23 protein-coding genes are annotated in these 23,221 nt (G+C 53.8%); 12 read left to right on the top strand and 11 right to left on the bottom strand.

Features of this window, described 5'->3' with window-relative positions; genetic code table 11:
• Positions 1–26: 26 nt before the first annotated feature.
• The 4 genes from mutM to radC form a co-directional block, all read right to left on the bottom strand.
• Complete coding sequence (gene mutM / locus SK39_RS12215; RefSeq protein ID WP_003844529.1) at positions 27–836, bottom strand: bifunctional DNA-formamidopyrimidine glycosylase/DNA-(apurinic or apyrimidinic site) lyase; 810 nt, start codon at positions 834–836, stop codon at positions 27–29.
• Between the two features lie 98 nt (positions 837–934).
• Positions 935–1,102: a 50S ribosomal protein L33 gene (gene rpmG / locus SK39_RS12210; protein WP_003024094.1), complete on the bottom strand. Its 168-nt coding sequence runs from the start codon at positions 1,100–1,102 to the stop codon at positions 935–937.
• A gap of 20 nt (positions 1,103–1,122) precedes the next feature.
• Positions 1,123–1,359 (bottom strand): 50S ribosomal protein L28, encoded by a 237-nt coding sequence (gene rpmB / locus SK39_RS12205; protein WP_003024071.1) that lies wholly within the window; start codon positions 1,357–1,359, stop codon positions 1,123–1,125.
• A 218-nt stretch (positions 1,360–1,577) separates the two neighbouring features.
• On the bottom strand, positions 1,578–2,243 hold the full coding sequence (gene radC, locus SK39_RS12200) for a RadC family protein (RefSeq protein WP_003837605.1): 666 nt from the start codon (positions 2,241–2,243) through the stop codon (positions 1,578–1,580).
• A gap of 171 nt (positions 2,244–2,414) precedes the next feature.
• On the opposite strand from radC, the gene coaBC reads away from it, so the two are divergent.
• The 3 genes from coaBC (at position 2,415) to slmA (ending at position 4,784) form a co-directional block, all read left to right on the top strand.
• The gene (coaBC, locus tag SK39_RS12195; protein WP_088169059.1) at positions 2,415–3,635 is read left to right on the top strand and encodes a bifunctional phosphopantothenoylcysteine decarboxylase/phosphopantothenate--cysteine ligase CoaBC; all 1,221 of its coding nucleotides are present in this window, start codon (positions 2,415–2,417) and stop codon (positions 3,633–3,635) included.
• Complete coding sequence (dut, locus tag SK39_RS12190) at positions 3,613–4,071, top strand: dUTP diphosphatase (protein ID WP_006687626.1); 459 nt, start codon at positions 3,613–3,615, stop codon at positions 4,069–4,071. Before coaBC ends, dut begins: the two co-directional genes overlap by 23 nt.
• 116 nt (positions 4,072–4,187) lie before the next feature.
• Entirely contained in the window at positions 4,188–4,784 is a 597-nt protein-coding gene (slmA, locus tag SK39_RS12185) for a nucleoid occlusion factor SlmA (RefSeq protein WP_003024060.1), read from the top strand.
• 82 nt (positions 4,785–4,866) lie between these two features.
• Here the strand turns inward: slmA and pyrE are convergent, their stop codons facing one another.
• The gene (pyrE, locus tag SK39_RS12180) at positions 4,867–5,508 is read right to left on the bottom strand and encodes an orotate phosphoribosyltransferase (protein ID WP_048217050.1); all 642 of its coding nucleotides are present in this window, start codon (positions 5,506–5,508) and stop codon (positions 4,867–4,869) included.
• A gap of 65 nt (positions 5,509–5,573) precedes the next feature.
• Positions 5,574–6,290, bottom strand: a complete 717-nt coding sequence (rph, locus tag SK39_RS12175; protein WP_003024054.1) for a ribonuclease PH — start codon at positions 6,288–6,290, stop codon at positions 5,574–5,576.
• 125 nt (positions 6,291–6,415) lie between these two features.
• Here rph and SK39_RS12170 point away from each other — a divergent pair, with 125 nt between their 5' ends.
• The gene (locus SK39_RS12170) at positions 6,416–7,279 is read left to right on the top strand and encodes a YicC/YloC family endoribonuclease (RefSeq protein WP_003024052.1); all 864 of its coding nucleotides are present in this window, start codon (positions 6,416–6,418) and stop codon (positions 7,277–7,279) included.
• A 259-nt stretch (positions 7,280–7,538) separates the two neighbouring features.
• On the top strand, positions 7,539–8,156 hold the full coding sequence (locus SK39_RS12165; RefSeq protein WP_003024049.1) for a trimeric intracellular cation channel family protein: 618 nt from the start codon (positions 7,539–7,541) through the stop codon (positions 8,154–8,156).
• Here the strand turns inward: SK39_RS12165 and ligB are convergent.
• Positions 8,153–9,832 (bottom strand): NAD-dependent DNA ligase LigB, encoded by a 1,680-nt coding sequence (ligB, locus tag SK39_RS12160; RefSeq protein ID WP_048217415.1) that lies wholly within the window; start codon positions 9,830–9,832, stop codon positions 8,153–8,155. The genes SK39_RS12165 and ligB overlap by 4 nt on opposite strands.
• Before the next feature lie 261 nt (positions 9,833–10,093).
• Between ligB and gmk the strand changes: the two genes are divergently transcribed.
• Genes gmk through recG form a run of 5 tightly spaced genes read left to right on the top strand, consistent with a single transcriptional unit; the run spans position 10,094 to position 15,961 of the window.
• Entirely contained in the window at positions 10,094–10,717 is a 624-nt protein-coding gene (gene gmk, locus SK39_RS12155) for a guanylate kinase (protein ID WP_003024042.1), read from the top strand.
• Between the two features lie 54 nt (positions 10,718–10,771).
• On the top strand, positions 10,772–11,047 hold the full coding sequence (rpoZ, locus tag SK39_RS12150) for a DNA-directed RNA polymerase subunit omega (protein WP_000135058.1): 276 nt from the start codon (positions 10,772–10,774) through the stop codon (positions 11,045–11,047).
• An 18-nt stretch (positions 11,048–11,065) separates the two neighbouring features.
• Positions 11,066–13,180, top strand: coding sequence for a bifunctional GTP diphosphokinase/guanosine-3',5'-bis pyrophosphate 3'-pyrophosphohydrolase (gene spoT, locus SK39_RS12145; RefSeq protein ID WP_003024038.1), 2,115 nt, complete (start codon positions 11,066–11,068; stop codon positions 13,178–13,180).
• Between the two features lie 4 nt (positions 13,181–13,184).
• Complete coding sequence (gene trmH, locus SK39_RS12140; protein ID WP_032950540.1) at positions 13,185–13,874, top strand: tRNA (guanosine(18)-2'-O)-methyltransferase TrmH; 690 nt, start codon at positions 13,185–13,187, stop codon at positions 13,872–13,874.
• A 5-nt stretch (positions 13,875–13,879) separates the two neighbouring features.
• Positions 13,880–15,961: an ATP-dependent DNA helicase RecG gene (gene recG / locus SK39_RS12135; protein WP_003837591.1), complete on the top strand. Its 2,082-nt coding sequence runs from the start codon at positions 13,880–13,882 to the stop codon at positions 15,959–15,961.
• A gap of 43 nt (positions 15,962–16,004) precedes the next feature.
• Here recG and gltS read toward each other — a convergent pair whose 3' ends face one another.
• Complete coding sequence (gene gltS, locus SK39_RS12130) at positions 16,005–17,210, bottom strand: sodium/glutamate symporter (protein WP_003024029.1); 1,206 nt, start codon at positions 17,208–17,210, stop codon at positions 16,005–16,007.
• A gap of 225 nt (positions 17,211–17,435) precedes the next feature.
• On the opposite strand from gltS, the gene xanP reads away from it, so the two are divergent.
• Both xanP and SK39_RS12120 read left to right on the top strand, forming a co-directional pair.
• Positions 17,436–18,827, top strand: a complete 1,392-nt coding sequence (gene xanP, locus SK39_RS12125) for a xanthine/proton symporter XanP (RefSeq protein WP_003024026.1) — start codon at positions 17,436–17,438, stop codon at positions 18,825–18,827.
• Positions 18,828–18,948: 121 nt separating this feature from the next.
• On the top strand, positions 18,949–20,658 hold the full coding sequence (locus SK39_RS12120) for an AsmA family protein (protein WP_048217049.1): 1,710 nt from the start codon (positions 18,949–18,951) through the stop codon (positions 20,656–20,658).
• A 42-nt stretch (positions 20,659–20,700) separates the two neighbouring features.
• Here SK39_RS12120 and SK39_RS12115 read toward each other — a convergent pair whose 3' ends face one another.
• The 3 genes from SK39_RS12115 to SK39_RS12105 all read right to left on the bottom strand — a co-directional run bounded on the left by SK39_RS12115 (position 20,701) and on the right by SK39_RS12105 (position 23,220).
• Positions 20,701–21,378 (bottom strand): D-lyxose/D-mannose family sugar isomerase, encoded by a 678-nt coding sequence (locus SK39_RS12115; protein ID WP_048217048.1) that lies wholly within the window; start codon positions 21,376–21,378, stop codon positions 20,701–20,703.
• A 49-nt stretch (positions 21,379–21,427) separates the two neighbouring features.
• Positions 21,428–22,288 carry a ketose-bisphosphate aldolase gene (locus SK39_RS12110; RefSeq protein ID WP_003024018.1) on the bottom strand — a complete coding sequence of 287 codons (861 nt, stop codon included), beginning with the start codon at positions 22,286–22,288 and terminating at the stop codon, positions 21,428–21,430.
• A gap of 80 nt (positions 22,289–22,368) precedes the next feature.
• Positions 22,369–23,220, bottom strand: a complete 852-nt coding sequence (locus SK39_RS12105; protein ID WP_003837583.1) for a class II fructose-bisphosphate aldolase — start codon at positions 23,218–23,220, stop codon at positions 22,369–22,371.
• Position 23,221 lies beyond the last annotated feature (1 nt).

Below are 23,221 nucleotides of genomic sequence, written 5' to 3'. Positions count from 1 at the left end.
GATGCTGCATCCGGCCAGCAATGAAACTATTTCTGACAGCGACGGCAATAGAACGTTGTACGCTGGGCGTGTTTTGTCGCAACAATCGGTGCGCCACATGCGCGGCAAGGTTCACCTTCTCTCCCATAGACCTGCAGCTCCTGGGCAAAATAGCCCGGCTTACCGTCACTTTGCAGAAAGTCCTTCAGCGTCGTCCCGCCCTGCTCGATAGAACGCAGCAAAACCGCCTTGATAACGCGTACCAGCAGTTCACACTCATCTTTCGACAGCGATGATGCCAGACGGTCAGGATGGATACCAGCCGCAAACAGCGACTCGCTGGCATAGATGTTTCCCACCCCCACCACCAGCTTGTTATCCATCAGCCAGGGTTTAATCGCCGTTTTCTTCTTTGCACATTTCTGCTGTAGATAACCGGCGTTGAAATCGTCACTCAGCGGCTCAGGGCCAAGATGGGCGAGGACATTATGTCCATCCAGCTCTTTAGTCCACAGCCAGGCACCAAAGCGACGGGGGTCGGTATAACGCAGAACTTTGCCATTACTCATCACTAAGTCAACGTGGTCGTGCTTATCTGCCGGAAGCTCTTCAGGAAGGATACGCAAACTACCCGACATCCCCAGATGAATGATTACCCAGCCATCCGGCAGCTCCAGAAGCAGGTATTTTGCGCGCCGCTGTACGCTCAGGACAGGTTTATCGCTCAGGCGATAGATTTCCTCTGATACCGGCCAACGCAAACGACCGTTACGCACAGTCGCGTGCATAATCGTTGCCCCCACCAGATGCGGCTCAATCCCACGGCGACTGGTTTCGACTTCAGGTAATTCAGGCATAGTATCTCCGGCGGTGTATCAGGTCTCATTAATATGGGGACGGCCAGAAAACAAAAAACCCCGCCGAGGCGAGGTTTTTTGCTACATCGAAACTAAAATTATTTGATTTTAGCTTCTTTGTACAGTACGTGCTGGCGTACAACTGGATCGAATTTTTTCAGTTCCAGTTTTTCCGGCTTAGTACGTTTGTTCTTCGTAGTGGTATAGAAATGACCAGTACCAGCAGAAGAAACCAGCTTGATTTTCTCACGAATACCTTTAGCCATGATTTATTTCCTCTTAGTACTTAGTACTTTTCGCCACGGGCACGCAGTTCAGACAGAACTGTTTCGATGCCTTTCTTATCAATTACACGCATACCTTTAGCAGATACACGCAGGGTGACAAAACGCTTCTCGCTCTCAACCCAGAAACGGTGAGAGTGCAGGTTCGGCAGGAAACGGCGTTTAGTCGCGTTCAGTGCGTGGGAACGGTTGTTACCGGTCACCGGACGCTTGCCAGTAACTTGGCAGACTCGGGACATGTCTATTCTCCAAAAATCAAATTAGCTCGAGCTTCGTATGGGGTATCGGCGCCTCGTCAGGCTTTACAGCCCGGTCATCGCATAGTTCTAAGTGAACTCTCGATTGCCAGGCCCAAATGCCAAACCCGAGATTCTCAAAGGTGGCGTAGTATACGCTGACCCGGCGTTATGCTCAAGTCCCGAACAGACAAAGATCCCGATGGATCGCGTAAAGTGCGTTAAATCCAACCGCGTTCCGCAAAAGAAACGTACTCTCCGCGCCCAATGACCAGATGATCAAGCACCCGGATATCCATGAACTGACAGCATTTCACAACACGCTCGGTGATGAGTTTATCTGCTTTACTCGGCTCTGCACACCCCGAAGGGTGATTATGCGCAAGGATCACGGCGGAAGCATTCATTTTTATCGCTTCGCGGACAATTTCTCGCGGATGTACCTCGACGTGGCTTAGTGTCCCGGAAAAAAGTTTGCTGTGTTTAATCACTTGATGTTGAGAATCCATAAAGATCACCAGAAAGATCTCGCGTTCCTCTTGCGAGAGCTGGCTTTGCAGAAATTCACGCGCCATTTCCGGGCTAAGTAGAGCACGCTCCTCTATTACTCGCACGTTGTAGTAGCGTCTTGCCAGCTCCGCAATACCCTTCAACTGTGCATACTTCGCGATACCGATTCCCGGAACATAGCTAAAATCCATGTAATCAGCAGACAACAAGCCATACAACGACTCAAAATGCTGAAGCATCTCTTTCGCCAGCGTAAGCACATCTTTACCCTGAATGCCGGTACGTAAAAAAAGCGCCAGTAACTCAACATCGGTCAGCGAACTGGCCCCCTGTGCCAACAGCTTTTCCCTGGGCATCATACTTCCTGTATTGTCCATACTTTTCCCTCCTTTCGCGTCCGCATAGTGGCATAACACCGACGGTGAATCGACGCGCTGTTTTCACTTCTTCGTAGTGCCTCGCAAAGTAGAAGACGGTCAAAAGCACGACAAATTGCGGATTGTGATAAAATATCTGCCTTCTGGTGAAACCCAACAGGAAAGATCATGATGAGCCTGGCCGGTAAAAAAATCGTACTTGGCGTCAGTGGCGGGATTGCTGCGTACAAGACCCCTGAGCTGGTGCGTCGTTTACGGGAACGCGGCGCTGACGTCCGCGTGGCGATGACCGAAGCGGCAAAAGCATTTATTACTCCCCTGAGTTTACAGGCGGTTTCAGGTTATCCCGTTTCCGACAGCCTGCTTGATCCCGCAGCCGAAGCTGCGATGGGCCACATTGAGCTGGGAAAATGGGCCGATTTGGTCATCCTGGCGCCCGCTACAGCAGATCTGATTGCTCGTGTCGCCGCAGGTATGGCCAACGACCTGGTGTCAACGATTTGTCTGGCAACGCCTGCTTCTGTTGCTGTACTGCCAGCCATGAACCAGCAGATGTATCGCGCTGCCGCGACCCAGCACAATCTGAGTATTCTTGCCTCACGCGGTTTGCTCATTTGGGGCCCGGACAGCGGTAGCCAGGCATGTGGCGATGTCGGTCCTGGACGTATGCTGGATCCGTTAACGATTGCGGATATGGCGGCAGAACATTTTTCGCCTGTCAACGATCTGCAACATCTCAACATCATGATTACGGCGGGTCCGACGCGTGAACCGCTTGATCCCGTGCGTTATATTTCCAACCATAGCTCCGGGAAGATGGGATTTGCTATCGCGGCCGCTGCAGCAAAGCGCGGGGCAAACGTCACACTGGTATCGGGTCCGGTTTCGTTATCCACACCACCATTTGTTCAGCGGGTTGATGTGATGACCGCGTTGGAAATGGAAGCCGCTGTGCAGTCTGCAGTGCAACAACAGCATATTTTTATCGGCTGCGCTGCAGTCGCTGATTATCGCGCTGAAACTGTCGCCCACGAAAAAATAAAAAAACAAGCGACGCAGGGTGATGAATTAACAGTAAAAATGGTCAAAAACCCGGACATTATCGCCGGTGTTGCCGCACTGGATGCTAACCGTCCTTTTGTCGTTGGGTTTGCCGCCGAAACAAATAATGTGGAAGAATATGCCCGGCAAAAACGCATCCGCAAAAACCTTGATGTGATCTGTGCGAACGACGTTTCGCTGTCAACTCAAGGGTTTAACAGCGATAGCAACGCATTACACCTTTTTTGGCAGGATGGAGACAAAGTCTTACCGCTTGAGCGTAAAGAACTCCTGGGCCAATTATTACTCGACGAGATCGTGACCCGTTATGATGAAAAAAATCGACGTTAAGATTCTGGACCCGCGCGTTGGGCAACAATTTCCGCTCCCGACGTACGCCACTTCTGGTTCTGCCGGACTTGACCTGCGTGCTTGTCTTGATGACGCCGTAGAACTGGCACCGGGCGCAACAACGCTGGTGCCAACCGGGTTAGCTATCCACATTGCCGATCCTTCTCTGGCAGCGGTGATGCTCCCGCGCTCCGGATTGGGCCATAAGCACGGTATCGTGCTGGGCAATCTGGTTGGTTTGATTGATTCCGACTACCAGGGCCAACTGATGGTGTCCATCTGGAACCGTGGTCAGGACAGCTTCACTATTGAGCCGGGCGAACGTATCGCGCAGATGGTATTTGTACCGGTCGTGCAGGCTGAATTTAATCTGGTGGAAGAGTTTGAAGCCACCGATCGTGGCGAAGGTGGCTTCGGCCATTCCGGGCGCAAGTAACCCGCAGAAAAGTATCCCATAGCGTAATAACGCAATAACACACCGCAAACAACAGTTTGCGGTCGCTGTGTGGATGCCTGCCTGGCAAGAGCTTATTTTCAGGGGTATTTTGTAACATGGTAGAAAAGCAAACTGCGAAAAGGAATCGTCGCGAAGAAATACTTCAGTCTCTGGCACTGATGCTTGAGTCCAGCGATGGTAGCCAACGCATCACCACAGCAAAGCTGGCAGCCTCAGTTGGCGTATCCGAAGCGGCATTGTATCGCCATTTCCCCAGCAAGACCCGTATGTTCGATAGCCTGATTGAGTTTATCGAAGATAGTCTGATTACGCGTATCAATCTGATTTTGAAAGATGAAAAGGACACCAGCGCGCGTCTGCGTCTGATCGTTCTGCTGATTTTAGGGTTTGGTGAGCGTAATCCGGGCCTGACGCGAATTCTGACCGGACACGCGTTGATGTTCGAGCAAGACCGTCTGCAAGGTCGCATTAACCAACTTTTTGAGCGCATTGAAGCGCAGTTGCGCCAGGTTCTGCGAGAAAAAAGAATGCGTGAAGGTGAAGGCTACACCGTGGATGAAACGCTTCTGGCCAGCCAGTTACTGGCTTTCTGCGAAGGTATGCTATCCCGGTTTGTACGTAGCGAATTTAAATACCGCCCAACGGATGATTTTGACACCCGCTGGCCGTTGGTTGCCGCTCAATTGCAGTAGCGGTTTCGTCTTGTCCGGCCTACGTAAAACGTAGGCCCGGTAAGTGCGTGGGCCGGATCAGCGCAGCGCTATCCGGCAGTCCTTATACACCGTATGCTTCGCGATAGGCTCGTACTGCCGCCAGGTGCTCCGCCATCTCCGGTTTCTCTTCCAGATACGCAATCAGGTCTTTCAGGGTGATAATAGAGATAACTTTGCAACCGTAATCACGTTCCACTTCCTGAATAGCGGAAATCTCGCCGCGACCGCGTTCCTGACGATCGAGAGAAATCAGTACCCCCGCCAGAGTGGCGCCATTCGCCTGGATAATTTCCATCGACTCACGAATCGCCGTACCTGCGGTGATAACATCATCCACCAGCATCACGCGCCCCTCAAGTGCACTACCGACCAGATTGCCACCTTCACCGTGGGTCTTTGCCTCTTTACGGTTAAAGCAGTACGACAAATCTTTATCGTGGTGTTCAGCCAGCGCAACGGCCGTTGTGGTCGCAATCGGAATACCTTTGTACGCTGGGCCAAACAGCAAATCGAACTCAATACCGGAATCCACCAGCGCTTCGGCGTAAAAACGGCCTAACAGAGCCAGGTCGCGCCCGGTATTAAACAGTCCGGCGTTGAAGAAATAGGGGCTTTTACGCCCGGATTTCAGCGTAAACTCGCCAAACTTTAGTACCTGCTTGCTAAGCGCAAACTCAATAAACTGGCGCTGATACGGTTTCATGGATTCGCTCCTCATCTCACTTTATTACAGACAAAAAAAAGGCGACTCATCAGTCGCCTTTAAAATCAATTTTCTAACGCCGCCTTCTGCGTCGCTACAATGGATTCGATTCCCCCTCGGGCCAACGCCAGTAGGGTGAGAAGTTCTTCATGGCTGAATGGCTCACCTTCCGCCGTGCCCTGAACCTCTATAATGCGACCGTCTTCAGTCATCACTACGTTCATATCGGTTTCTGCAGCAGAGTCTTCAACGTACTCGAGGTCGCAGAGCGCTTCACCGTTAACAATGCCCACGGAAACTGCGGCGACCATCCCTTTCATCGGGTTAGTTTTCAGTTTACCGCTCGCGACCAGCTTGTTAAGCGCATCCGCCAACGCAACACATGCACCGGTAATTGATGCGGTGCGCGTACCGCCATCTGCCTGGATAACATCGCAGTCCAGCGTAATGGTGAACTCACCGAGCGTCTTCAGGTCAACGGCAGCGCGCAACGCGCGAGCGATCAGACGCTGGATTTCCATGGTACGACCACCCTGCTTACCTTTCGCCGCTTCACGGGCGTTACGGGTGTGTGTGGCGCGTGGCAGCATGCCATATTCTGCGGTGATCCAACCCTGGCCCTGACCTTTCAGAAAACGCGGTACGCCTTCATCAATAGAAGCGGTACATAGCACTTTGGTATCACCAAATTCGACCAGCACGGAGCCTTCAGCGTGTTTTGTATAATTACGGGTCAGGGTGACGGGACGCACCTGATTGGCACTACGACCTGCTGGACGCATGATAAAATCTCCGGCTTGAAACGAATGTGGCTGCGCATTATACGGACTTCCGACTGTTATTCCTATCCTGACAAGACGTGGATGGCTATAATCCTCCCATCTCATCTTTAAAAACAGGAACGTCTATGATCCGCAGCATGACCGCTTACGCCCGGCGTGAAATCAAGGGTGAATGGGGTAGCGCTACCTGGGAAATGCGCTCGGTAAACCAGCGTTATCTGGAAACTTATTTTCGCCTGCCGGAGCAGTTCCGTAGTCTCGAACCCGTAGTTCGCGAACGTATTCGCACACGTCTGACGCGCGGTAAAGTCGAATGTACGCTGCGTTTTGAGCCTGATGCCAGTGCACAGGGCGAGCTGATTCTGAATGAAAAACTCGCTAAACAGCTCGTTAGCGCTGCTAACTGGGTAAAAATGCAGAGTGATGAAGGTGAAATTAACCCGGTTGATATCCTGCGTTGGCCAGGCGTAATGGCAGCCCAGGAGCAAGATCTGGACGCCATTGCCGCCGAAATCCTCGCCGCGCTTGACGGTACGCTGGATGACTTTATCGTTGCGCGTGAAACCGAAGGACAGGCACTGAAGGCGTTGATCGAGCAGCGTCTGGAAGGCGTCAGCGCCGAAGTGACGAAGGTACGTGCGCATATGCCGGAAATCCTGCAATGGCAGCGCGAGCGTCTGGTAGCCAAACTGGAAGATGCTCAGGTGCAACTGGAAAATAATCGTCTTGAGCAAGAGCTGGTGCTGATGGCACAGCGTATCGACGTGGCTGAAGAACTGGATCGCCTGGAAGCTCACGTCAAAGAAACCTACAACATTCTGAAGAAAAAAGAGGCGGTTGGCCGTCGTCTGGACTTCATGATGCAGGAATTCAACCGTGAGTCGAATACTCTGGCATCGAAGTCTATCAATGCCGAAGTGACTAACTCCGCAATTGAACTGAAGGTATTGATCGAGCAAATGCGCGAGCAAATTCAGAATATCGAGTAAGTCACCATCTCACGTAGCCCGTCAATAAACGGCGGCGCTACGTGCTTTTCCCGACGCTATCAGTTCTCATCTATGCGACCAGACTTATATTTTCTCATCATTTATTGTCACCACTCATATCACAAAGCGCATGCCATAACGTGTTTACAACAATTTCGCATTAGCTGTAGTTATTAGAATCACTTCGCCTTAGAAAATCTCAATCGTGACAGTGCGCACAAATCGTTAACCTTAGCCCCCAGCAAATCAGGGGGAATACATGCTGTTACACGTTTTATACTTAATTGGTATTACTGCCGAAGCCATGACCGGTGCGCTTGCGGCTGGGCGTCGGCGTATGGATACATTTGGCGTCATTATCATTGCCACCGCGACAGCCATTGGCGGTGGTTCAGTACGCGATATTCTTCTCGGCCATTATCCGCTCGGCTGGGTAAAGCACCCTGAATACGTCATTATCGTAGCCACTGCCGCGGTACTGACCACTATTATTGCTCCCGTGATGCCCTATCTGCGCAAAATATTCCTCGTACTGGATGCGCTGGGCCTGGTGGTCTTTTCTATTATCGGGGCTCAGGTGGCACTGGATATGGGCCATGGACCGATTATCGCCGTGGTCGCTGCGGTCACTACCGGGGTTTTCGGCGGCGTATTACGCGATATGTTCTGCAAACGCATCCCGCTGGTGTTCCAGAAAGAACTGTATGCCGGCGTATCATTTGCCGCTGCCGTGCTGTACATCGTGCTGCAGCATTATGTCTCCAGTCATGATGTGGTGGTTATCTCTACCCTGCTCTTCGGCTTTACCGCCCGACTACTGGCGCTGCGCCTGAAGTTAGGTCTGCCAGTATTTTACTATCGCCATGAAGGCCATTAAGGCATAAATCCCGCGATCCGCTGAGCAGCTAACCAGTTGCTCAGCGCTGTGACCTCTCGATCCTCCAGCCACTGAATAACCTGCCGTGCCCGCTGCTCCCCCATGAAAGGAAGCTGCCGCCAGCTTTGTTCATCGCGTTCTTGCAATTGCTGCCACGAACCATCCCGGCTGGCATTCAGCGTTGCCTGTGTTAACGGTATTCCCATGGCAATCACCCAGCGCGTGAACGGAAGATCGCGTGACAGGTTGAATTGATGCCATAACTTCTCCCCTTTGCTTACACCAAATGTGGACTGTAGTTGTTCCTGAGTTAGCCCGAGCCAGGAAAAGATATGCTCAAAACGATACACCTGGTGGAGCTCCCGCCATCCCGCCTCGCCGATGCCCTCCAGCCCCAGCACCTCTTTGGCCCCCAGCCAGACCAGTCTGGCAACAAACTGTTCCTGGCACTCCGCTGTGGCATAAAAACAGGTTAATGAATTGAAGCGCCCCTCAGGTGGCACTGGCTTACTACGCTGGGTACTGCGCCAGACCACCTCATCTATACGGGGGATCCCTTGTCCGGCCAGGCTCACCAGAATCTGATCGCCAGGCGCGATATCCCATTCATTCCAGCGTCGAACGGAGCCAATATTGACGCGCTGTACGCGTTTATCATCCAGCATGACGGGAGTCAGCAATGCTACCACCGCAATTTTCCCGCTTTTACCAACGGAGAACTGAATACCGGTTACCTCAGATACCCTGGCCACGGGAGGATATTTCCACGCAGCCAGCCAGTCTCCCTGTCCGGGTAGCCAGTATCGCGCCTGCGGCTCTTTTCCTGTTCGCACGACCACGCCATCAGTGACAAAAGGTAATCCTGAAGTCCACCACTTTGCTCGCACTTGCTCTACGTCATCCGCACTCTTCACGGCCTTGGTAAAATGTTGTGTGAAACTGAACCCGGCAGCAGTGAGCTGCTCCAGTCTTTCAGACATGACCGCAGGACCATCGGGCCAGGCCCAGATAAAAATAGCCAGCGAGCCTAATAATTCCTGATTGCTCTGGCGCATCATCAATCCAGCAACCTTCGAGCGGGCGTTCATTCCCCCTCTCTGCTTCTGAATATGCCCCTCTTGCTGCAAAAAAATCTCACCCTGCAACGTACTGTTAGCGAGATTCCCCTTGGTGGAATGTGGTACGGAAGGGATCTGAAGAACCTTTTGCGTCCAGTCTTCGCCTTTCAGGCCATTACCACGGCTAATCGCCCGTACCAGATTGCCATTGCGATAGACTAACGTCACTGCCACGCCATCCACCTTCGGTTGCACCCAGAGATCGCTGCGCGCGTGCATCCATTGCTGTAGCGCTTGCTTATCGGCAAGTTTTCGAACACCCGTGTGGGGAATGGGGTGCGATACTGTGCCACCCATTGGTGGCGCAGACAGATCTGGTGGAACTTCATCACCAAAACAGCGCTGCCATTGAATTAGTTGCGCATTGAGCTGGTCATAAACGCCGTCATCTACGGCACTTTCACCCTGTTTCCAGTAACTGTCATTCCACTGTGTTATCTGCTGCTGTAGTCGTGAAATTTCCTCGTTTGCCCTGGCAGGTGACCAGACGGGGCATACCGCCCATGCGGGTAGATACCCCATTAGCAAAACCAGCCCTATGCCTTTCCATAATCCCATGTTACCTCCGCTGAGCACTGCATTTCCTGGCAGGTATAGCGCGAAATAATAGGGAAACAGAGCGGCAAAAAAGCATCCTGCGAGCACCGTTCCTGACATTTGCGCGTATTGCTGCAAATCATCGATAAAACAGGAAACTGATACGCAAAACGCAATAAACATGCGCAAAAAGTGTGACAAGGGCTACGTCACATAGCGGCTACGTGTATAATAAGCCCGTATGTAGGCTCTCTTTCGACAATCACATACATTAAGATACTCATGGCTCAAGGCACGCTTTATATTGTTTCTGCCCCCAGTGGCGCGGGTAAATCCAGCCTGATTCAGGCTTTATTAAAGACCCAACCGTTGTATGACACCCAGGTTTCTGTTTCGCACACCACGCGCGCACCGCGCCCGGGGGAAGTGCACGGTGAACACTATTTTTTTGTGAACCATGATGAATTCAGAACCATGATTGGCAGAGACGCGTTCCTGGAACACGCGGAGGTTTTCGGTAATTACTACGGCACCTCACGTGAAACCATTGAGCAAGTATTAGCATCCGGCGTAGACGTCTTTTTAGATATCGACTGGCAAGGTGCGCAGCAAATTCGTGAAAAAATGCCGCATGCGCGCAGTATTTTTATTTTGCCGCCATCTAAGATTGAGTTGGATCGCCGTCTGCGTGGCCGCGGTCAGGATAGCGAAGACGTGATCGCAAAACGTATGGCGCAAGCTGTTGCAGAAATGAGCCATTACGCCGAATATGATTATCTTATTGTGAACGATGATTTCGATACCGCCCTGGGCGATTTGAAAACCATCATTCGCGCCGAACGTCTGCGCATGAGCCGCCAAAAGCAGCGTCATGACGCTTTAATCAGCAAACTGTTGGCAGACTGAACCCACATTCAGTATCATGCCCAGTCATTTCTTCACCTGTGGAGCATTTTAAGTATGGCACGCGTAACTGTTCAGGACGCTGTAGAGAAAATTGGTAACCGTTTTGACCTGGTACTGGTCGCCGCGCGTCGCGCTCGTCAGATGCAGGTAGGCGGAAAGGATCCGCTCGTACCGGAAGAAAACGATAAAACTACCGTTATCGCGCTGCGCGAAATCGAAGAAGGTCTGATCAACAACCAGATCCTCGACGTGCGTGAGCGCCAGGAACAGCAAGAGCAGGAAGCCGCTGAATTACAAGCCGTTACCGCTATTGCTGAAGGTCGTCGTTAATCACAAAGCGGGTCGCCCTTGTATCTGTTTGAAAGCCTGAATCAACTGATTCAAAACTACCTGCCGGAAGACCAGATTAAGCGTCTTCGGCAGGCGTATCTCGTTGCACGTGACGCTCACGAGGGCCAGACACGTTCAAGCGGTGAACCCTATATCACGCACCCGGTAGCGGTAGCCTGTATTCTGGCCGAGATGAAACTCGACTACGAAACGCTGATGGCTGCACTGCTGCATGACGTGATTGAAGATACCCCAGCCACCTATCAGGACATGGAACAGCTTTTTGGTAAAAGCGTTGCAGAGCTGGTAGAAGGGGTATCGAAGCTTGATAAGCTTAAGTTTCGCGATAAGAAAGAGGCGCAAGCCGAAAACTTTCGCAAGATGATTATGGCGATGGTGCAGGATATCCGCGTCATTCTCATCAAACTTGCCGACCGTACTCACAATATGCGCACGCTGGGCTCATTACGCCCGGACAAGCGTCGCCGCATCGCCCGTGAAACCCTCGAAATCTATAGTCCGCTGGCACACCGTTTAGGTATTCATCACATTAAAACCGAGCTGGAAGAGCTGGGTTTTGAAGCGTTGTACCCGAACCGCTATCGCGTGATTAAAGAAGTGGTTAAAGCCGCTCGCGGCAACCGCAAAGAGATGATCCAAAAAATCCTCTCGGAAATCGAAGGACGTTTGCAGGAGGCAGGTATTCCGTGTCGCGTAAGCGGGCGTGAGAAGCACCTGTACTCTATTTACTGCAAAATGGTGCTCAAAGAGCAGCGTTTTCACTCCATCATGGATATCTACGCATTTCGCGTCATCGTTCATGATTCCGATACCTGCTATCGCGTACTCGGCCAGATGCACAGCCTGTACAAACCACGTCCTGGCCGCGTGAAAGACTATATTGCCATCCCAAAAGCGAACGGATATCAGTCTTTGCACACCTCAATGATCGGCCCTCATGGCGTCCCGGTTGAAGTACAGATTCGTACTGAAGACATGGACCAGATGGCAGAGATGGGTGTCGCAGCGCACTGGGCTTACAAAGAGCACGGCGGCGAAAGCAGCACCACTGCGCAAATCCGCGCTCAGCGCTGGATGCAAAGCCTGCTGGAACTGCAGCAGAGCGCCGGTAGCTCGTTTGAATTTATTGAAAGCGTTAAATCTGATCTCTTCCCGGATGAGATTTATGTTTTCACACCGGAAGGGCGCATTGTCGAACTGCCCGCCGGTGCAACGCCTGTCGACTTCGCCTACGCCGTGCATACCGATATCGGTCACGCTTGCGTCGGCGCGCGCGTCGACAGACAGCCTTACCCGCTTTCACAACCGCTCTTTAGCGGTCAGACAGTTGAGATTATTACCGCCCCGGGTGCGCGCCCGAATGCCGCGTGGCTCAACTTCGTCGTCAGTTCGAAAGCGCGCGCCAAGATTCGCCAACTGCTGAAAAACCTCAAGCGCGATGATTCCGTCAGTCTGGGCCGTCGACTGCTCAACCATGCCCTGGGCGGTAGCCGTAAACTGGCTGAGATCCCGCCAGAGAGCATCCAGCGTGAGCTTGAGCGCATGAAGCTCGCCACTCTTGACGATCTGCTCGCAGAAATCGGTCTGGGTAATGCCATGAGCGTGGTGGTAGCGAAAAACCTCCAGCAGGGCGAAGCAACAGCGAACGTACCAGCACAATCTGGCCATGGTCATCTGCCGATCAAAGGCGCAGACGGCGTGCTAATCACCTTCGCGAAATGCTGCCGTCCAATTCCAGGCGATCCCATCATTGCCCACGTCAGTCCGGGTAAAGGTCTGGTGATTCACCATGAGTCCTGCCGTAATATTCGTGGCTACCAGAAAGAGCCAGAGAAGTTTATGGCAGTGGAATGGGATAAAGAAACAGAGCAGGAATTCATCACCGAGATTAAGGTGGATATGTTTAACCACCAGGGTGCTTTGGCGAACCTGACGGCGGCAATCAACACGACCACCTCCAATATTCAAAGCCTGAATACGGAAGAGAAAGATGGTCGCGTCTATAGCGCCTTTATTCGCTTGACCGCTCGCGATCGCGTGCACCTGGCGAATATCATGCGCAAAATTCGCGTCATGCCGGACGTGATAAAAGTCACCCGTAACCGAAACTAGTCTTATGAATGAACAGCGCTATGCACGTATCCGCGAGATGCTCGCACGTCGTCAGCCCGATCTGACCGTCTGCATGGAGCAGGTTCACAAACCTCATAACGTTTCTGCGATTATTCGTACTGCAGATGCGGTCGGCGTGCATGAAGTCCACGCCGTCTGGCCGGGTAGTCGTATGCGCACCATGGCCTCTTCTGCCGCAGGCAGCAACAGTTGGGTGCAGGTGAAAACTCACCTTACTATTGGCGATGCGGTCACACATTTAAAAAACCGCGGCATGCAGGTTCTGGCAACTCATCTGTCAGATAAAGCCGTGGATTTTCGCGATATTGATTACACGCGCCCCACCTGCATCCTGATGGGCCAGGAGAAAACCGGTATCACTCAGGAAGCGTTGGATCTGGCTGATCAGGACATCATCATTCCCATGACTGGCATGGTGCAGTCGCTGAACGTTTCGGTCGCCTCCGCGCTGATTCTGTACGAAGCACAACGCCAGCGGCAAAACGCTGGGATGTACCGACGAGAAAACAGCATGCTGCCACAAGACGAGCAGCAGCGCTTACTGTTTGAAGGCGGTTATCCGGTGCTGGCGAATGTCGCTAAGCGCAAAGGTCTTCCCTACCCTCACGTAAACACGCAGGGCGAAATTGAAGCCGATGCAACGTGGTGGGCCACTATGCAATCTGCGAGATAAACGCGATGAAAGGCCGTTTACTGGATGCCATCCCACTCAACTCTCTGACCGGCGTTGGCGCAGCGCAAAGCAGTAAACTGGCGAAAATTGGCCTGCACACCGTACAGGACCTCCTGCTACACCTCCCCCTGCGTTACGAAGACCGTACCCATCTGTACCCAATTGGCGAACTGCTGCCGGGCGTCTATGCCACCGTTGAAGGCGAAGTGCTGAACTGCAATATCACCTTCGGCGGTCGCCGGATGATGACCTGTCAGATCAGCGATGGCTCCGGCATTCTCACCATGCGCTTTTTCAACTTCAGCGCAGCAATGAAAAACAGCCTAGCCACCGGTCGCCGGGTGCTGGCCTACGGTGAAGCCAAACGCGGGAAATACGGCGCAGAGATGATCCACCCGGAATACCGTGTGCAGGGCGATCTCAGCACGCCGGAATTACAGGAAACGCTGACCCCTGTTTATCCGACTACCGAAGGCGTGAAGCAGGCCACGCTGCGCAAGCTGACCGATCAGGCACTGGATCTGCTCGATACTTGCGCCATTGCCGAACTGCTACCGCCAGAGCTGTTACAGGGCATGATGAGCCTGCCCGAAGCACTGCGCACGTTGCACCGCCCTCCACCGTCGCTGCAACTCAGCGATCTGGAAACAGGACAACATCCGGCGCAGCGACGTCTGATTCTCGAAGAACTGCTGGCGCATAATCTCAGCATGCTGGCACTACGCGCCGGGGCACAGCGTTTTCATGCCCAGCCGCTGAGCGCAAACAATGCGCTGAAAGATAAGCTGTTGGCGGCGCTACCATTTAAACCGACTGGCGCACAGGCTCGCGTTACCGCGGAGATCGAACGTGATATGGCACTGGATGTCCCAATGATGCGCCTGGTACAGGGTGATGTCGGCTCCGGTAAAACGCTGGTTGCGGCGTTAGCCGCGCTGCGCGCTATCGCACATGGTAAGCAGGTTGCGCTGATGGCCCCCACCGAATTATTGGCTGAACAACATGCGAATAACTTCCGCAGCTGGTTCGCGCCGCTGGGCGTTGAAGTGGGCTGGCTGGCGGGCAAGCAGAAAGGCAAAGCGCGTCTGGCGCAACAGGAAGCCATTGCCAGCGGTCAGGTGCAGATGATTGTCGGTACTCATGCAATTTTCCAGGAACAGGTTCAGTTCAACGGTCTGGCACTGGTTATCATCGACGAACAGCACCGCTTCGGGGTGCATCAGCGTCTGGCGCTATGGGAAAAAGGTCAGCAGCAGGGCTTCCACCCGCACCAGCTCATCATGACTGCTACGCCAATCCCGCGCACGCTGGCGATGACCGCCTATGCCGATCTCGACACCTCAGTAATTGATGAACTCCCACCGGGACGTACCCCGGTCACCACGGTCGCCATTCCGGATACCCGCCGCAGCGACATCATTGATCGCGTGCGCAACGCCTGTACCCACGAAGCGCGCCAGGCATACTGGGTCTGTACGCTGATTGAAGAGTCTGATCTGTTAGAAGCTCAGGCAGCAGAAGCAACGTGGGAAGAGCTTAAGATTGCGCTGCCAGAACTCAATATTGGCCTGGTACACGGCCGTATGAAGCCCGCCGAGAAGCAGTCAGTAATGGCGGCCTTTAAGCAGGGTGAACTGCATCTGTTGGTTGCCACCACAGTGATTGAAGTGGGCGTGGACGTGCCAAACGCCAGCCTGATGATTATTGAAAACCCGGAGCGCCTGGGCCTGGCCCAGCTGCATCAGCTACGTGGCCGCGTAGGTCGTGGCGCGGTGGCCTCCCACTGCGTCCTGCTGTACAAATCACCGCTGTCTAAAACCGCGCAGAAACGCTTGCAGGTTCTGCGAGACAGCAACGACGGGTTCGTGATTGCGCAAAAAGATTTAGAGATTCGCGGCCCCGGCGAGCTGTTAGGTACTCGCCAGACCGGAACGGCAGAATTCAAGGTCGCAGATTTACTGCGTGATCAGGCGATTATCCCGGAAGTTCAGCGCATTGCTCGCCATATTCACGAACGCTATCCGCAACAGGCCGTGGCGCTAATAGAGCGCTGGATGCCGGAAACCGAACGCTACTCCAACGCATAGTCGATTTCATAGCGGCGGCGGATGTTACCCCGCCGCACAGCCGTTATTGCGCAAAAATCGGTAACAGCAGATACAGCTTAATCACCAGCGCGTTGACGATATCGATAAAGAATGCCCCCACCATCGGCACCACCAGAAACGCCATATGGGATGGCCCAAAGCGTTCGGTAATCGCCTGCATGTTGGCAATCGCCGTCGGCGTCGCGCCGAGGCCAAAACCGCAGTGTCCAGCAGCCAGCACAGCGGCATCGTAGTTCTTACCCATCATGCGCCAGGTAACGAATATCGCATACAGCGCCATGAAAATGGTCTGCACAACCAGGATTGCCAGCATCGGCAAGGCCAGAGAAGCCAGTTCCCATAGCTTCAGGCTCATCAGCGCCATCGCCAGGAACAGTGACAGACTAACGTTACCCAGCACAGAAACCGCACGTTCGAACACCCGGTAGAAGCCCAGTAGCGCCAGACCATTGCTGAGGATCACCCCAACAAACAGCACGCAAACGAAGGTCGGCAGTTCCAGTACCGTTCCAACCAGCATTTGCGCAACGATTTTCCCCACCGTCAGACAGATAGCGATCAGCGCGATGGTTTCAATCAGCACCAGTGAGGTGATCATGCGTCCGACGTCCGGCTTTTCAAATGCGGTCGGAACAGCCTGATCGTCCGGCATACCGTCTGGCGTGGTGGAGTGTTTGACCAGATAGCGTGCCACCGGGCCGCCAATCAGCCCACCCAATACCAGACCAAACGTTGCGCAAGCCATCGCCACTTCAGTCGCATTGGTGAAGCCGTAACGTTCAATAAACAGCTTGCTCCATGCGGCCCCGGTTCCGTGTCCACCAGAGAGGGTGATCGAGCCAGCAATCAGGCCCATCAGCGGGTCCAGACCCAGCAAGGTCGCCATACCAATACCGATGGCGTTTTGCATCAGCAACAGGCCAACAACCACAATCAGAAAAATACCCACCACGCGGCCGCCAGCACGCAAACTTGCGATATTGGCGTTCAGACCGATAGTGGCGAAGAAGGCCAGCATCAACGGATCGCGCAGGGTCATATCGAAGTTAACTTCCCAACCCATGCTTTTTTTCAGCACCAGCAGCGCAATCGCCACCAGCAGGCCGCCCGCTACGGGTTCGGGAATGGTGTATTTTTTCAGGAAGGAAACAGACTGGACGAGCTTACGTCCCAGCAGCAACACAAGGGTTGCCGCAACCAGCGTTGATAACGTATCGAGATAAAACATTTACAGCTCCATTAGTGCGTTTAGCACAATCACGCACGATGCATTCCAGACCGATTTTTAGCTCTTATTGAGTTTTCGGGGTGGATTTTAAGCAGAAAATGATGAAAAGTTATATAAAAATGTTTGTTTATCCGTTTTAAATATTAAGAATACCTGCTAGCAAACGTTTGCTTTTCTGCCCTGGTCAGATAAAATCACCGCTTTTCCACCATGGGATTGCCTCTGATGTCCGTTAACGCCGTAGAGTCAACAAATGCGCAACCGGTTGCGCAGACTCACAACAGTGAACTGATTTACCGTCTTGAAGATCGCCCCCCGTTAGCCCAGACCTTGTTTGCCGCCTGTCAGCATCTGCTGGCCATGTTCGTCGCGGTAATTACTCCCGCTCTGTTAATTTGCCAGGCGCTTGGTTTACCGGCTCAGGATACTCAACACATTATCAGTATGTCGCTGTTCGCCTCCGGCGTAGCTTCTATCATTCAGATCAAAGCCTGGGGGCCGGTAGGCTCAGGGCTGCTATCCATTCAGGGCACCAGCTTTAATTTTGTTGCGCCATTGATTATGGGCGGTACGGCGCTAAAAACCGGTGGCGCAGATGTCCCAACCATGATGGCGGCGCTGTTCGGTACGTTGATGCTGGCAAGCTGCACCGAGATGGTTATCTCACGCGTACTGCATTTGGCGCGGCGGATCATTACCCCATTGGTCTCAGGCGTGGTAGTGATGATTATCGGCCTGTCGCTGATTCAGGTGGGTCTGACATCGATTGGTGGTGGCTATGCCGCAATGAGCGACAACACCTTTGGTGCACCGAAGAATTTACTGTTGGCAGGCGTGGTACTGGCGCTAATCATCCTGCTTAACCGTCAACGCAACCCTTACCTGCGTGTTGCGTCATTGGTGATTGCGATGGCGGCAGGCTATCTGCTGGCCTGGTTTATGGACATGCTGCCGCAAAATACCGCACCGGTAAGTCAGGACCTGCTAATGGTGCCAACGCCGCTGTATTATGGCCTGGGTATCGACTGGAGTTTACTGCTGCCGCTGATGCTGGTCTTTATGATCACCTCGCTGGAAACCATCGGCGATATTACGGCCACCTCTGATGTCTCCGAGCAACCGGTTTCTGGTCCGCTGTATATGAAACGCCTGAAAGGCGGCGTGCTGGCGAACGGCCTGAACTCGTTTGTTTCCGCTGTGTTCAACACCTTCCCGAACTCCTGTTTTGGGCAGAACAACGGGGTTATTCAGTTAACGGGCGTTGCCAGCCGCTACGTCGGTTTTGTGGTGGCGCTGATGTTGATCGCGCTGGGCCTGTTCCCGGCGGTCAGCGGTTTTGTACAGCATATTCCTGAGCCAGTACTGGGCGGGGCAACGCTGGTAATGTTCGGTACTATCGCCGCATCCGGCGTGCGTATTGTGTCCCGCGAGCCGCTGAACCGTCGCGCGATTCTGATTATCGCGCTGTCGCTGGCCGTCGGCCTGGGCGTCTCCCAGCAGCCGTTGATCCTGCAGTTCGCCCCGGACTGGGTGAAAAACCTGCTCTCTTCCGGTATTGCCGCAGGCGGTATTACCGCTATCGTTCTGAACCTGGTGTTCCCACCAGAAAAGCAATAAGCAAACAGCGGCGTTGATTCTGAATCAACGCCGCTGTAACGCTCTTTCACCATTCCCGCCTTGAGCATTGCGTCTAAATCGTGCATAACTTGACTATGTGCACTTCGCGGGATGGAAGACCATGAAATTTATTGGAAAGCTGCTTCTTTACGTGCTGATCGCCCTTGCAGTGGCGATCCTCGGCCTTTATTTTCTACTGCAAACCCGCTGGGGCGCAGAGCACGTCAGTGCCTGGGTTTCACAGAACAGCAGCTACCATCTGGCCTTTGATGCCATCGATCACCGGTTTTCTTCCCCTTCCCATATTCTGCTGGAAAACGTCACCTTTGGCCGGGATGGTCAGCCCGCCACGCTGGTCGCCAAAACGGTCGATATTGGACTCAGTAGCCGCCAAATCACCGACCCGCTGCATGTAGACACCATTTTGTTGCAAAACGGTACGTTGAATCTTTCCCAGCAAACCGCGCCGTTACCGTTTCAGGCCGATCGTCTGCAATTGCAGGATATGGCGCTTAACAGCCCCGGTAGCGAGTGGAACCTCAGCGCCCAGCGCGTTAACGGCGGCGTCATTCCCTGGAGCCCTGAAGCAGGTAAAATTCTCGGCAGCAAAGCGCAAATTCAGCTCAGCGCCAGTTCGTTGACGCTCAACGATGTCCCGACCACCAACGTCTTGATTGAAGGCAGCATTGACCATGACCGGGTGACGCTTAGCAATATTGGCGCAGACGTGGCGCGTGGAGCATTAACCGGCGTAGCGCAACGCAATGCCGACGGGAGCTGGGTAGTGGAGAATCTGCGCCTGAACGATATCCGGCTGCAAAGCGACAAATCGCTGGCCGACTTTTTTGCCCCGTTAAGCACCATTCCTTCCCTGCAAATTGGTCGTCTGGAAGTAACGGATGCCCGTCTGCAAGGCCCTGACTGGGCGGTGACGGATCTCGATCTGAGCTTGCGCAACATGACCTTCAGCAAGGACGACTGGCAAACTCAGGAAGGAAAATTGTCGATGAACGCCAGCGAGTTTATCTACGGCTCTCTGCACTTCTTCGATCCGATTCTGAACGCCGAGTTCTCACCACAGGGCATTGCGCTGCGCCAGTTCACCACCCGCTGGGAAGGCGGTATGGTCAGAACATCCGGAAACTGGCTACGCAGCAACAAAGCGATGGTCCTCGATGATGCCGCTATTGTCGGTCTGGAATACACGCTGCCGGAAAACTGGAAGCAGCAGTGGATGAAACCTCTGCCAACATGGCTAAACAGCCTGACGCTGAAGAAATTCAGCGCCAGCCGCAATCTGGTAATTGATATCGACCCGAGTTTCCCGTGGCAGCTCACCGCGCTTGACGGTTACGGCGCTAACCTCGGGCTGGTACAGAACAATCAGTGGGGGATCTGGAGCGGGAGCGCCACCCTCAACGCCGCTGCTGCTACCTTTAACCGCACGGATGTACGTCGTCCTTCGCTGGCGCTGACGGCGAACAACAGCACCATCAATATCAGCGAACTGAGCGCCTATACGGAAAAAGGGCTGCTGGAGGCCACCGCCAGCATTTCGCAGTTGCCTCAGCGTCAGGCTCAGATCAGCCTGAACGGACGCGGCGTGCCAATGACGATCCTGCAGCAGTGGGGCTGGCCCGCACTGCCGCTTTCCGGCGATGGTAATATTCAGCTTACCGCCAGCGGCAATATTCAGGCCGATGCGCCGCTCAAGCCAACGGTCAGCGGGCAACTGCATGCGGTGAACGTGGAGAAACAGCAGGTCACGCAGACTATGCAGGCGGGTGTGGTTTCAGGGAGTGAAGTCACAGCACCACCACCTGCGCAATAATTTATTGCCCGGTGGCGCTTCGCTTACCGGGCTTACTCACGCTCATAAACGAATATATTCACTGCACAACAGCCACTTCACCGGCTCATCCTCTTCAATCGCCGGGAAGCGACCGCCAGGTTCCAGAAAGTGGTTGTCATGCTGGTCGTCATTGACCATCGAGATTTCCCAGCCCAGCACGAACGCCTTCTCCGCCCAAAAGCGATGATACAAGCGCGGCGGCAGGCACACCCCCTGTCCCGGTTTCAATACCAGCGTCTCGCCAGCGTCAACGGTACGCCGCTGACCATCGACGCTAACTTCAACAATACGCCGTGCTTCATACCCGTCATCAGGCGTGGCCCATGCCAGCTGCATACATAAGTCACCGCCGCCGCGATTCACGATATCTTCCATTTTATGGCGATGAAAATGCCATGGCGTTTGCTGATCCTGCTGAATTTGCAGCATCTTTTCGGCGTACGGTTTGGGGTAATCCGCTGACCCCATCAGACCATTGCGCAACGTCAGTAACGTCAGTCCCGTTTGCGCAAAATCTCCACGCCCAAAGTCGGTAATATCCCAGCCCAGCTGGAGATCGCGCACTTCACGCCACAGAGATTGATCCTGTTGCCGCCAGGCATCGATCGTAAAATACGCAAAATCAGGCAGACAGACCCGAAAAGTCTCGGCGATGGCATGCGCTTTATCGACGGCATAATTAATATGTGAACGCTTCATTCCACTTTTCCTTGTTGCGAAAGAGGCGGGTCGCCCCGCCTGCATGCCGTTAGTAAAGTGATGCTTTGCCGGTTGAACCGAACAATTTCATTTTGTGGCGGATCACGTCCCGCGCGGCGCTAATGGCTTCTGGGTAGATTACGTTCGGGTCCCACCAGGTTTCTTTCGCCAGGATTTCGCGGACTTTCTGGAAGTAGGCATATTTCATATCGCTGGAAATGTTGATTTTGCCAACACCCAGCGTCACGGATTCGGCAATTTCCGCATCCGGGTTCGCGGAACCACCGTGCAGCACCAGCGGAATATCCACACGCCCGGCGATGTCGCGCAGGATGTTCATTTGCAGCTCTGGCTGCATCCCTTTCGGGTAGATCCCGTGCGCGGTTCCAATCGCCACCGCCAGCGTGTCTGCACCGGTTCGGGCGATAAAATCCTCTGCCTGAGCAGGATCGGTATAAGTAACCTTCGACACGCCGCCTTCCACTGACGTCCCAGTCTGACCAATCGTACCCAACTCCCCTTCCACAGAAACACCTACCGCATGCGCCAGCTTGACCACTTCGCGGGTCAGCGCCACGTTCTCTTCATACGGCAGCAGCGAGCCATCAATCATCACCGAGGTAAACCCACACTGAATCGCCCGCAGCACATGCTCAACTGAAGCGCCATGGTCCAGATGCAGAGTAAAGGGAACCGGGCTGCGCAGAGTGATATCGCGGACATAGCTAAAAAACGCATCGCCGACAAAATCATGTTCACTGGGGTGAATAGAGATAATCGCCGGGGTATTGGTCGCTTCCGCTTCCTCCACTACTGCACGTACAAAGCAGCTGTCCGCCACGTTGAATGCGCCGATAGCAAAACCGTGCTGACGAGTAGGTTGCAGTAATTCTTTCATCGAAACTAACATGTTAATTCTCCAGTTTCAGGGTGTAGAAAGCCCTGCCAGTGCGTCATCGCAGAGGCATAGAAGGCGTTACAGAAAATGAATCAGGCTTTGCCGATAGCGCCGCTGGCCTGCAGGTACGGAATAATGGCTTCCTCGCAGGCCTGTTCCATCAGGGCCAGGGCATTAACGAGTTCACCGGATGTGTCACGACACAGGGTATGCAGTAGCGCAGCCTTTCCGGCTTCGAAAACCGCCGCACCAACGTTTATCTTGGCGACACCAAACGTCGGGCAACGCTGTAGCTGATCAAACGGCGTCCCGCTGCCGCCATGCAGTGCCAGAGGTACCGTTGATAACCGGGCTATTTCCTCCAGCCGCAGGAAATCAATAGCAGGTGTGATACCCGGCGCGTACATGCCGTGTGCCGTGCCCACCGACACCGCCAGCAAATCGATGCCGGTCTGTTGGATAAAGGGTTCCACGTCGGCGGCCTGAGTCATCAAATCAGCGTTAGCGGCATGGTCATAGCGCGGAGCATCGGCCAGATGGCCCAGCTCGCCTTCCACGCACAGAGAAACGCTGGCTGCGAGCTCGACCACTGCCCGGGTCTGGCGAATGTTCTCCTCCAGCGCAAAGGCGGAGGCATCGATCATTAACCCGCTGAATCCGGCGCGAAAAGCCTGACGAATGCGTACAGGATCCTTTCCATGATCCAGCGCCAGCGCGACCGGTACCGAGGCTTCCTCTGCCAGCGTTTTGACGACCGCAGCGGCTATCGGGGCCGGAAAATGCTCCAGATGCCCCTGATACAGATTCAGAATGATGGGCGCACGGTGTTTCTCTGCCACCCGAACCGCCGCGCGGGCGCTTTCCAGGTTCATGCAGTTGATGGCCAGCAGCGCGTACTGCTCGCGCCAGGCTTTCGCCACCATGCTTTTCATATCGGCAAACATA

It is taken from the genome of Citrobacter sp. BIDMC107 (assembly GCF_001037575.1).
Taxonomy (GTDB): Bacteria; Pseudomonadota; Gammaproteobacteria; order Enterobacterales; family Enterobacteriaceae; genus Citrobacter; species Citrobacter freundii.
The sequence above is the reverse complement of the archived record's forward strand: the minus strand, read 5'-3'. Positions and strand labels throughout refer to the sequence as shown.

Bases quoted from the DNA above. Each gene is read 5' to 3' on its own strand.
- mutM (WP_003844529.1), bottom strand. From the start codon at position 836: ATGCCTGAATTACCTGAAGTCGAAACCAGTCGCCGTGGGATTGAGCCG.
- rpmG (WP_003024094.1), bottom strand. From the start codon at position 1,102: ATGGCTAAAGGTATTCGTGAGAAAATCAAGCTGGTTTCTTCTGCTGGT.
- rpmB (WP_003024071.1), bottom strand. From the start codon at position 1,359: ATGTCCCGAGTCTGCCAAGTTACTGGCAAGCGTCCGGTGACCGGTAAC.
- radC (WP_003837605.1), bottom strand. From the start codon at position 2,243: ATGGACAATACAGGAAGTATGATGCCCAGGGAAAAGCTGTTGGCACAG.
- coaBC (WP_088169059.1), top strand. From the start codon at position 2,415: ATGAGCCTGGCCGGTAAAAAAATCGTACTTGGCGTCAGTGGCGGGATT.
- dut (WP_006687626.1), top strand. From the start codon at position 3,613: ATGATGAAAAAAATCGACGTTAAGATTCTGGACCCGCGCGTTGGGCAA.
- slmA (WP_003024060.1), top strand. From the start codon at position 4,188: ATGGTAGAAAAGCAAACTGCGAAAAGGAATCGTCGCGAAGAAATACTT.
- pyrE (WP_048217050.1), bottom strand. From the start codon at position 5,508: ATGAAACCGTATCAGCGCCAGTTTATTGAGTTTGCGCTTAGCAAGCAG.
- rph (WP_003024054.1), bottom strand. From the start codon at position 6,290: ATGCGTCCAGCAGGTCGTAGTGCCAATCAGGTGCGTCCCGTCACCCTG.
- SK39_RS12170 (WP_003024052.1), top strand. From the start codon at position 6,416: ATGATCCGCAGCATGACCGCTTACGCCCGGCGTGAAATCAAGGGTGAA.
- SK39_RS12165 (WP_003024049.1), top strand. From the start codon at position 7,539: ATGCTGTTACACGTTTTATACTTAATTGGTATTACTGCCGAAGCCATG.
- ligB (WP_048217415.1), bottom strand. From the start codon at position 9,832: ATGGGATTATGGAAAGGCATAGGGCTGGTTTTGCTAATGGGGTATCTA.
- gmk (WP_003024042.1), top strand. From the start codon at position 10,094: ATGGCTCAAGGCACGCTTTATATTGTTTCTGCCCCCAGTGGCGCGGGT.
- rpoZ (WP_000135058.1), top strand. From the start codon at position 10,772: ATGGCACGCGTAACTGTTCAGGACGCTGTAGAGAAAATTGGTAACCGT.
- trmH (WP_032950540.1), top strand. From the start codon at position 13,185: ATGAATGAACAGCGCTATGCACGTATCCGCGAGATGCTCGCACGTCGT.
- recG (WP_003837591.1), top strand. From the start codon at position 13,880: ATGAAAGGCCGTTTACTGGATGCCATCCCACTCAACTCTCTGACCGGC.
- gltS (WP_003024029.1), bottom strand. From the start codon at position 17,210: ATGTTTTATCTCGATACGTTATCAACGCTGGTTGCGGCAACCCTTGTG.
- xanP (WP_003024026.1), top strand. From the start codon at position 17,436: ATGTCCGTTAACGCCGTAGAGTCAACAAATGCGCAACCGGTTGCGCAG.
- SK39_RS12120 (WP_048217049.1), top strand. From the start codon at position 18,949: ATGAAATTTATTGGAAAGCTGCTTCTTTACGTGCTGATCGCCCTTGCA.
- SK39_RS12115 (WP_048217048.1), bottom strand. From the start codon at position 21,378: ATGAAGCGTTCACATATTAATTATGCCGTCGATAAAGCGCATGCCATC.
- SK39_RS12110 (WP_003024018.1), bottom strand. From the start codon at position 22,288: ATGTTAGTTTCGATGAAAGAATTACTGCAACCTACTCGTCAGCACGGT.
- SK39_RS12105 (WP_003837583.1), bottom strand. From the start codon at position 23,220: ATGTTTGCCGATATGAAAAGCATGGTGGCGAAAGCCTGGCGCGAGCAG.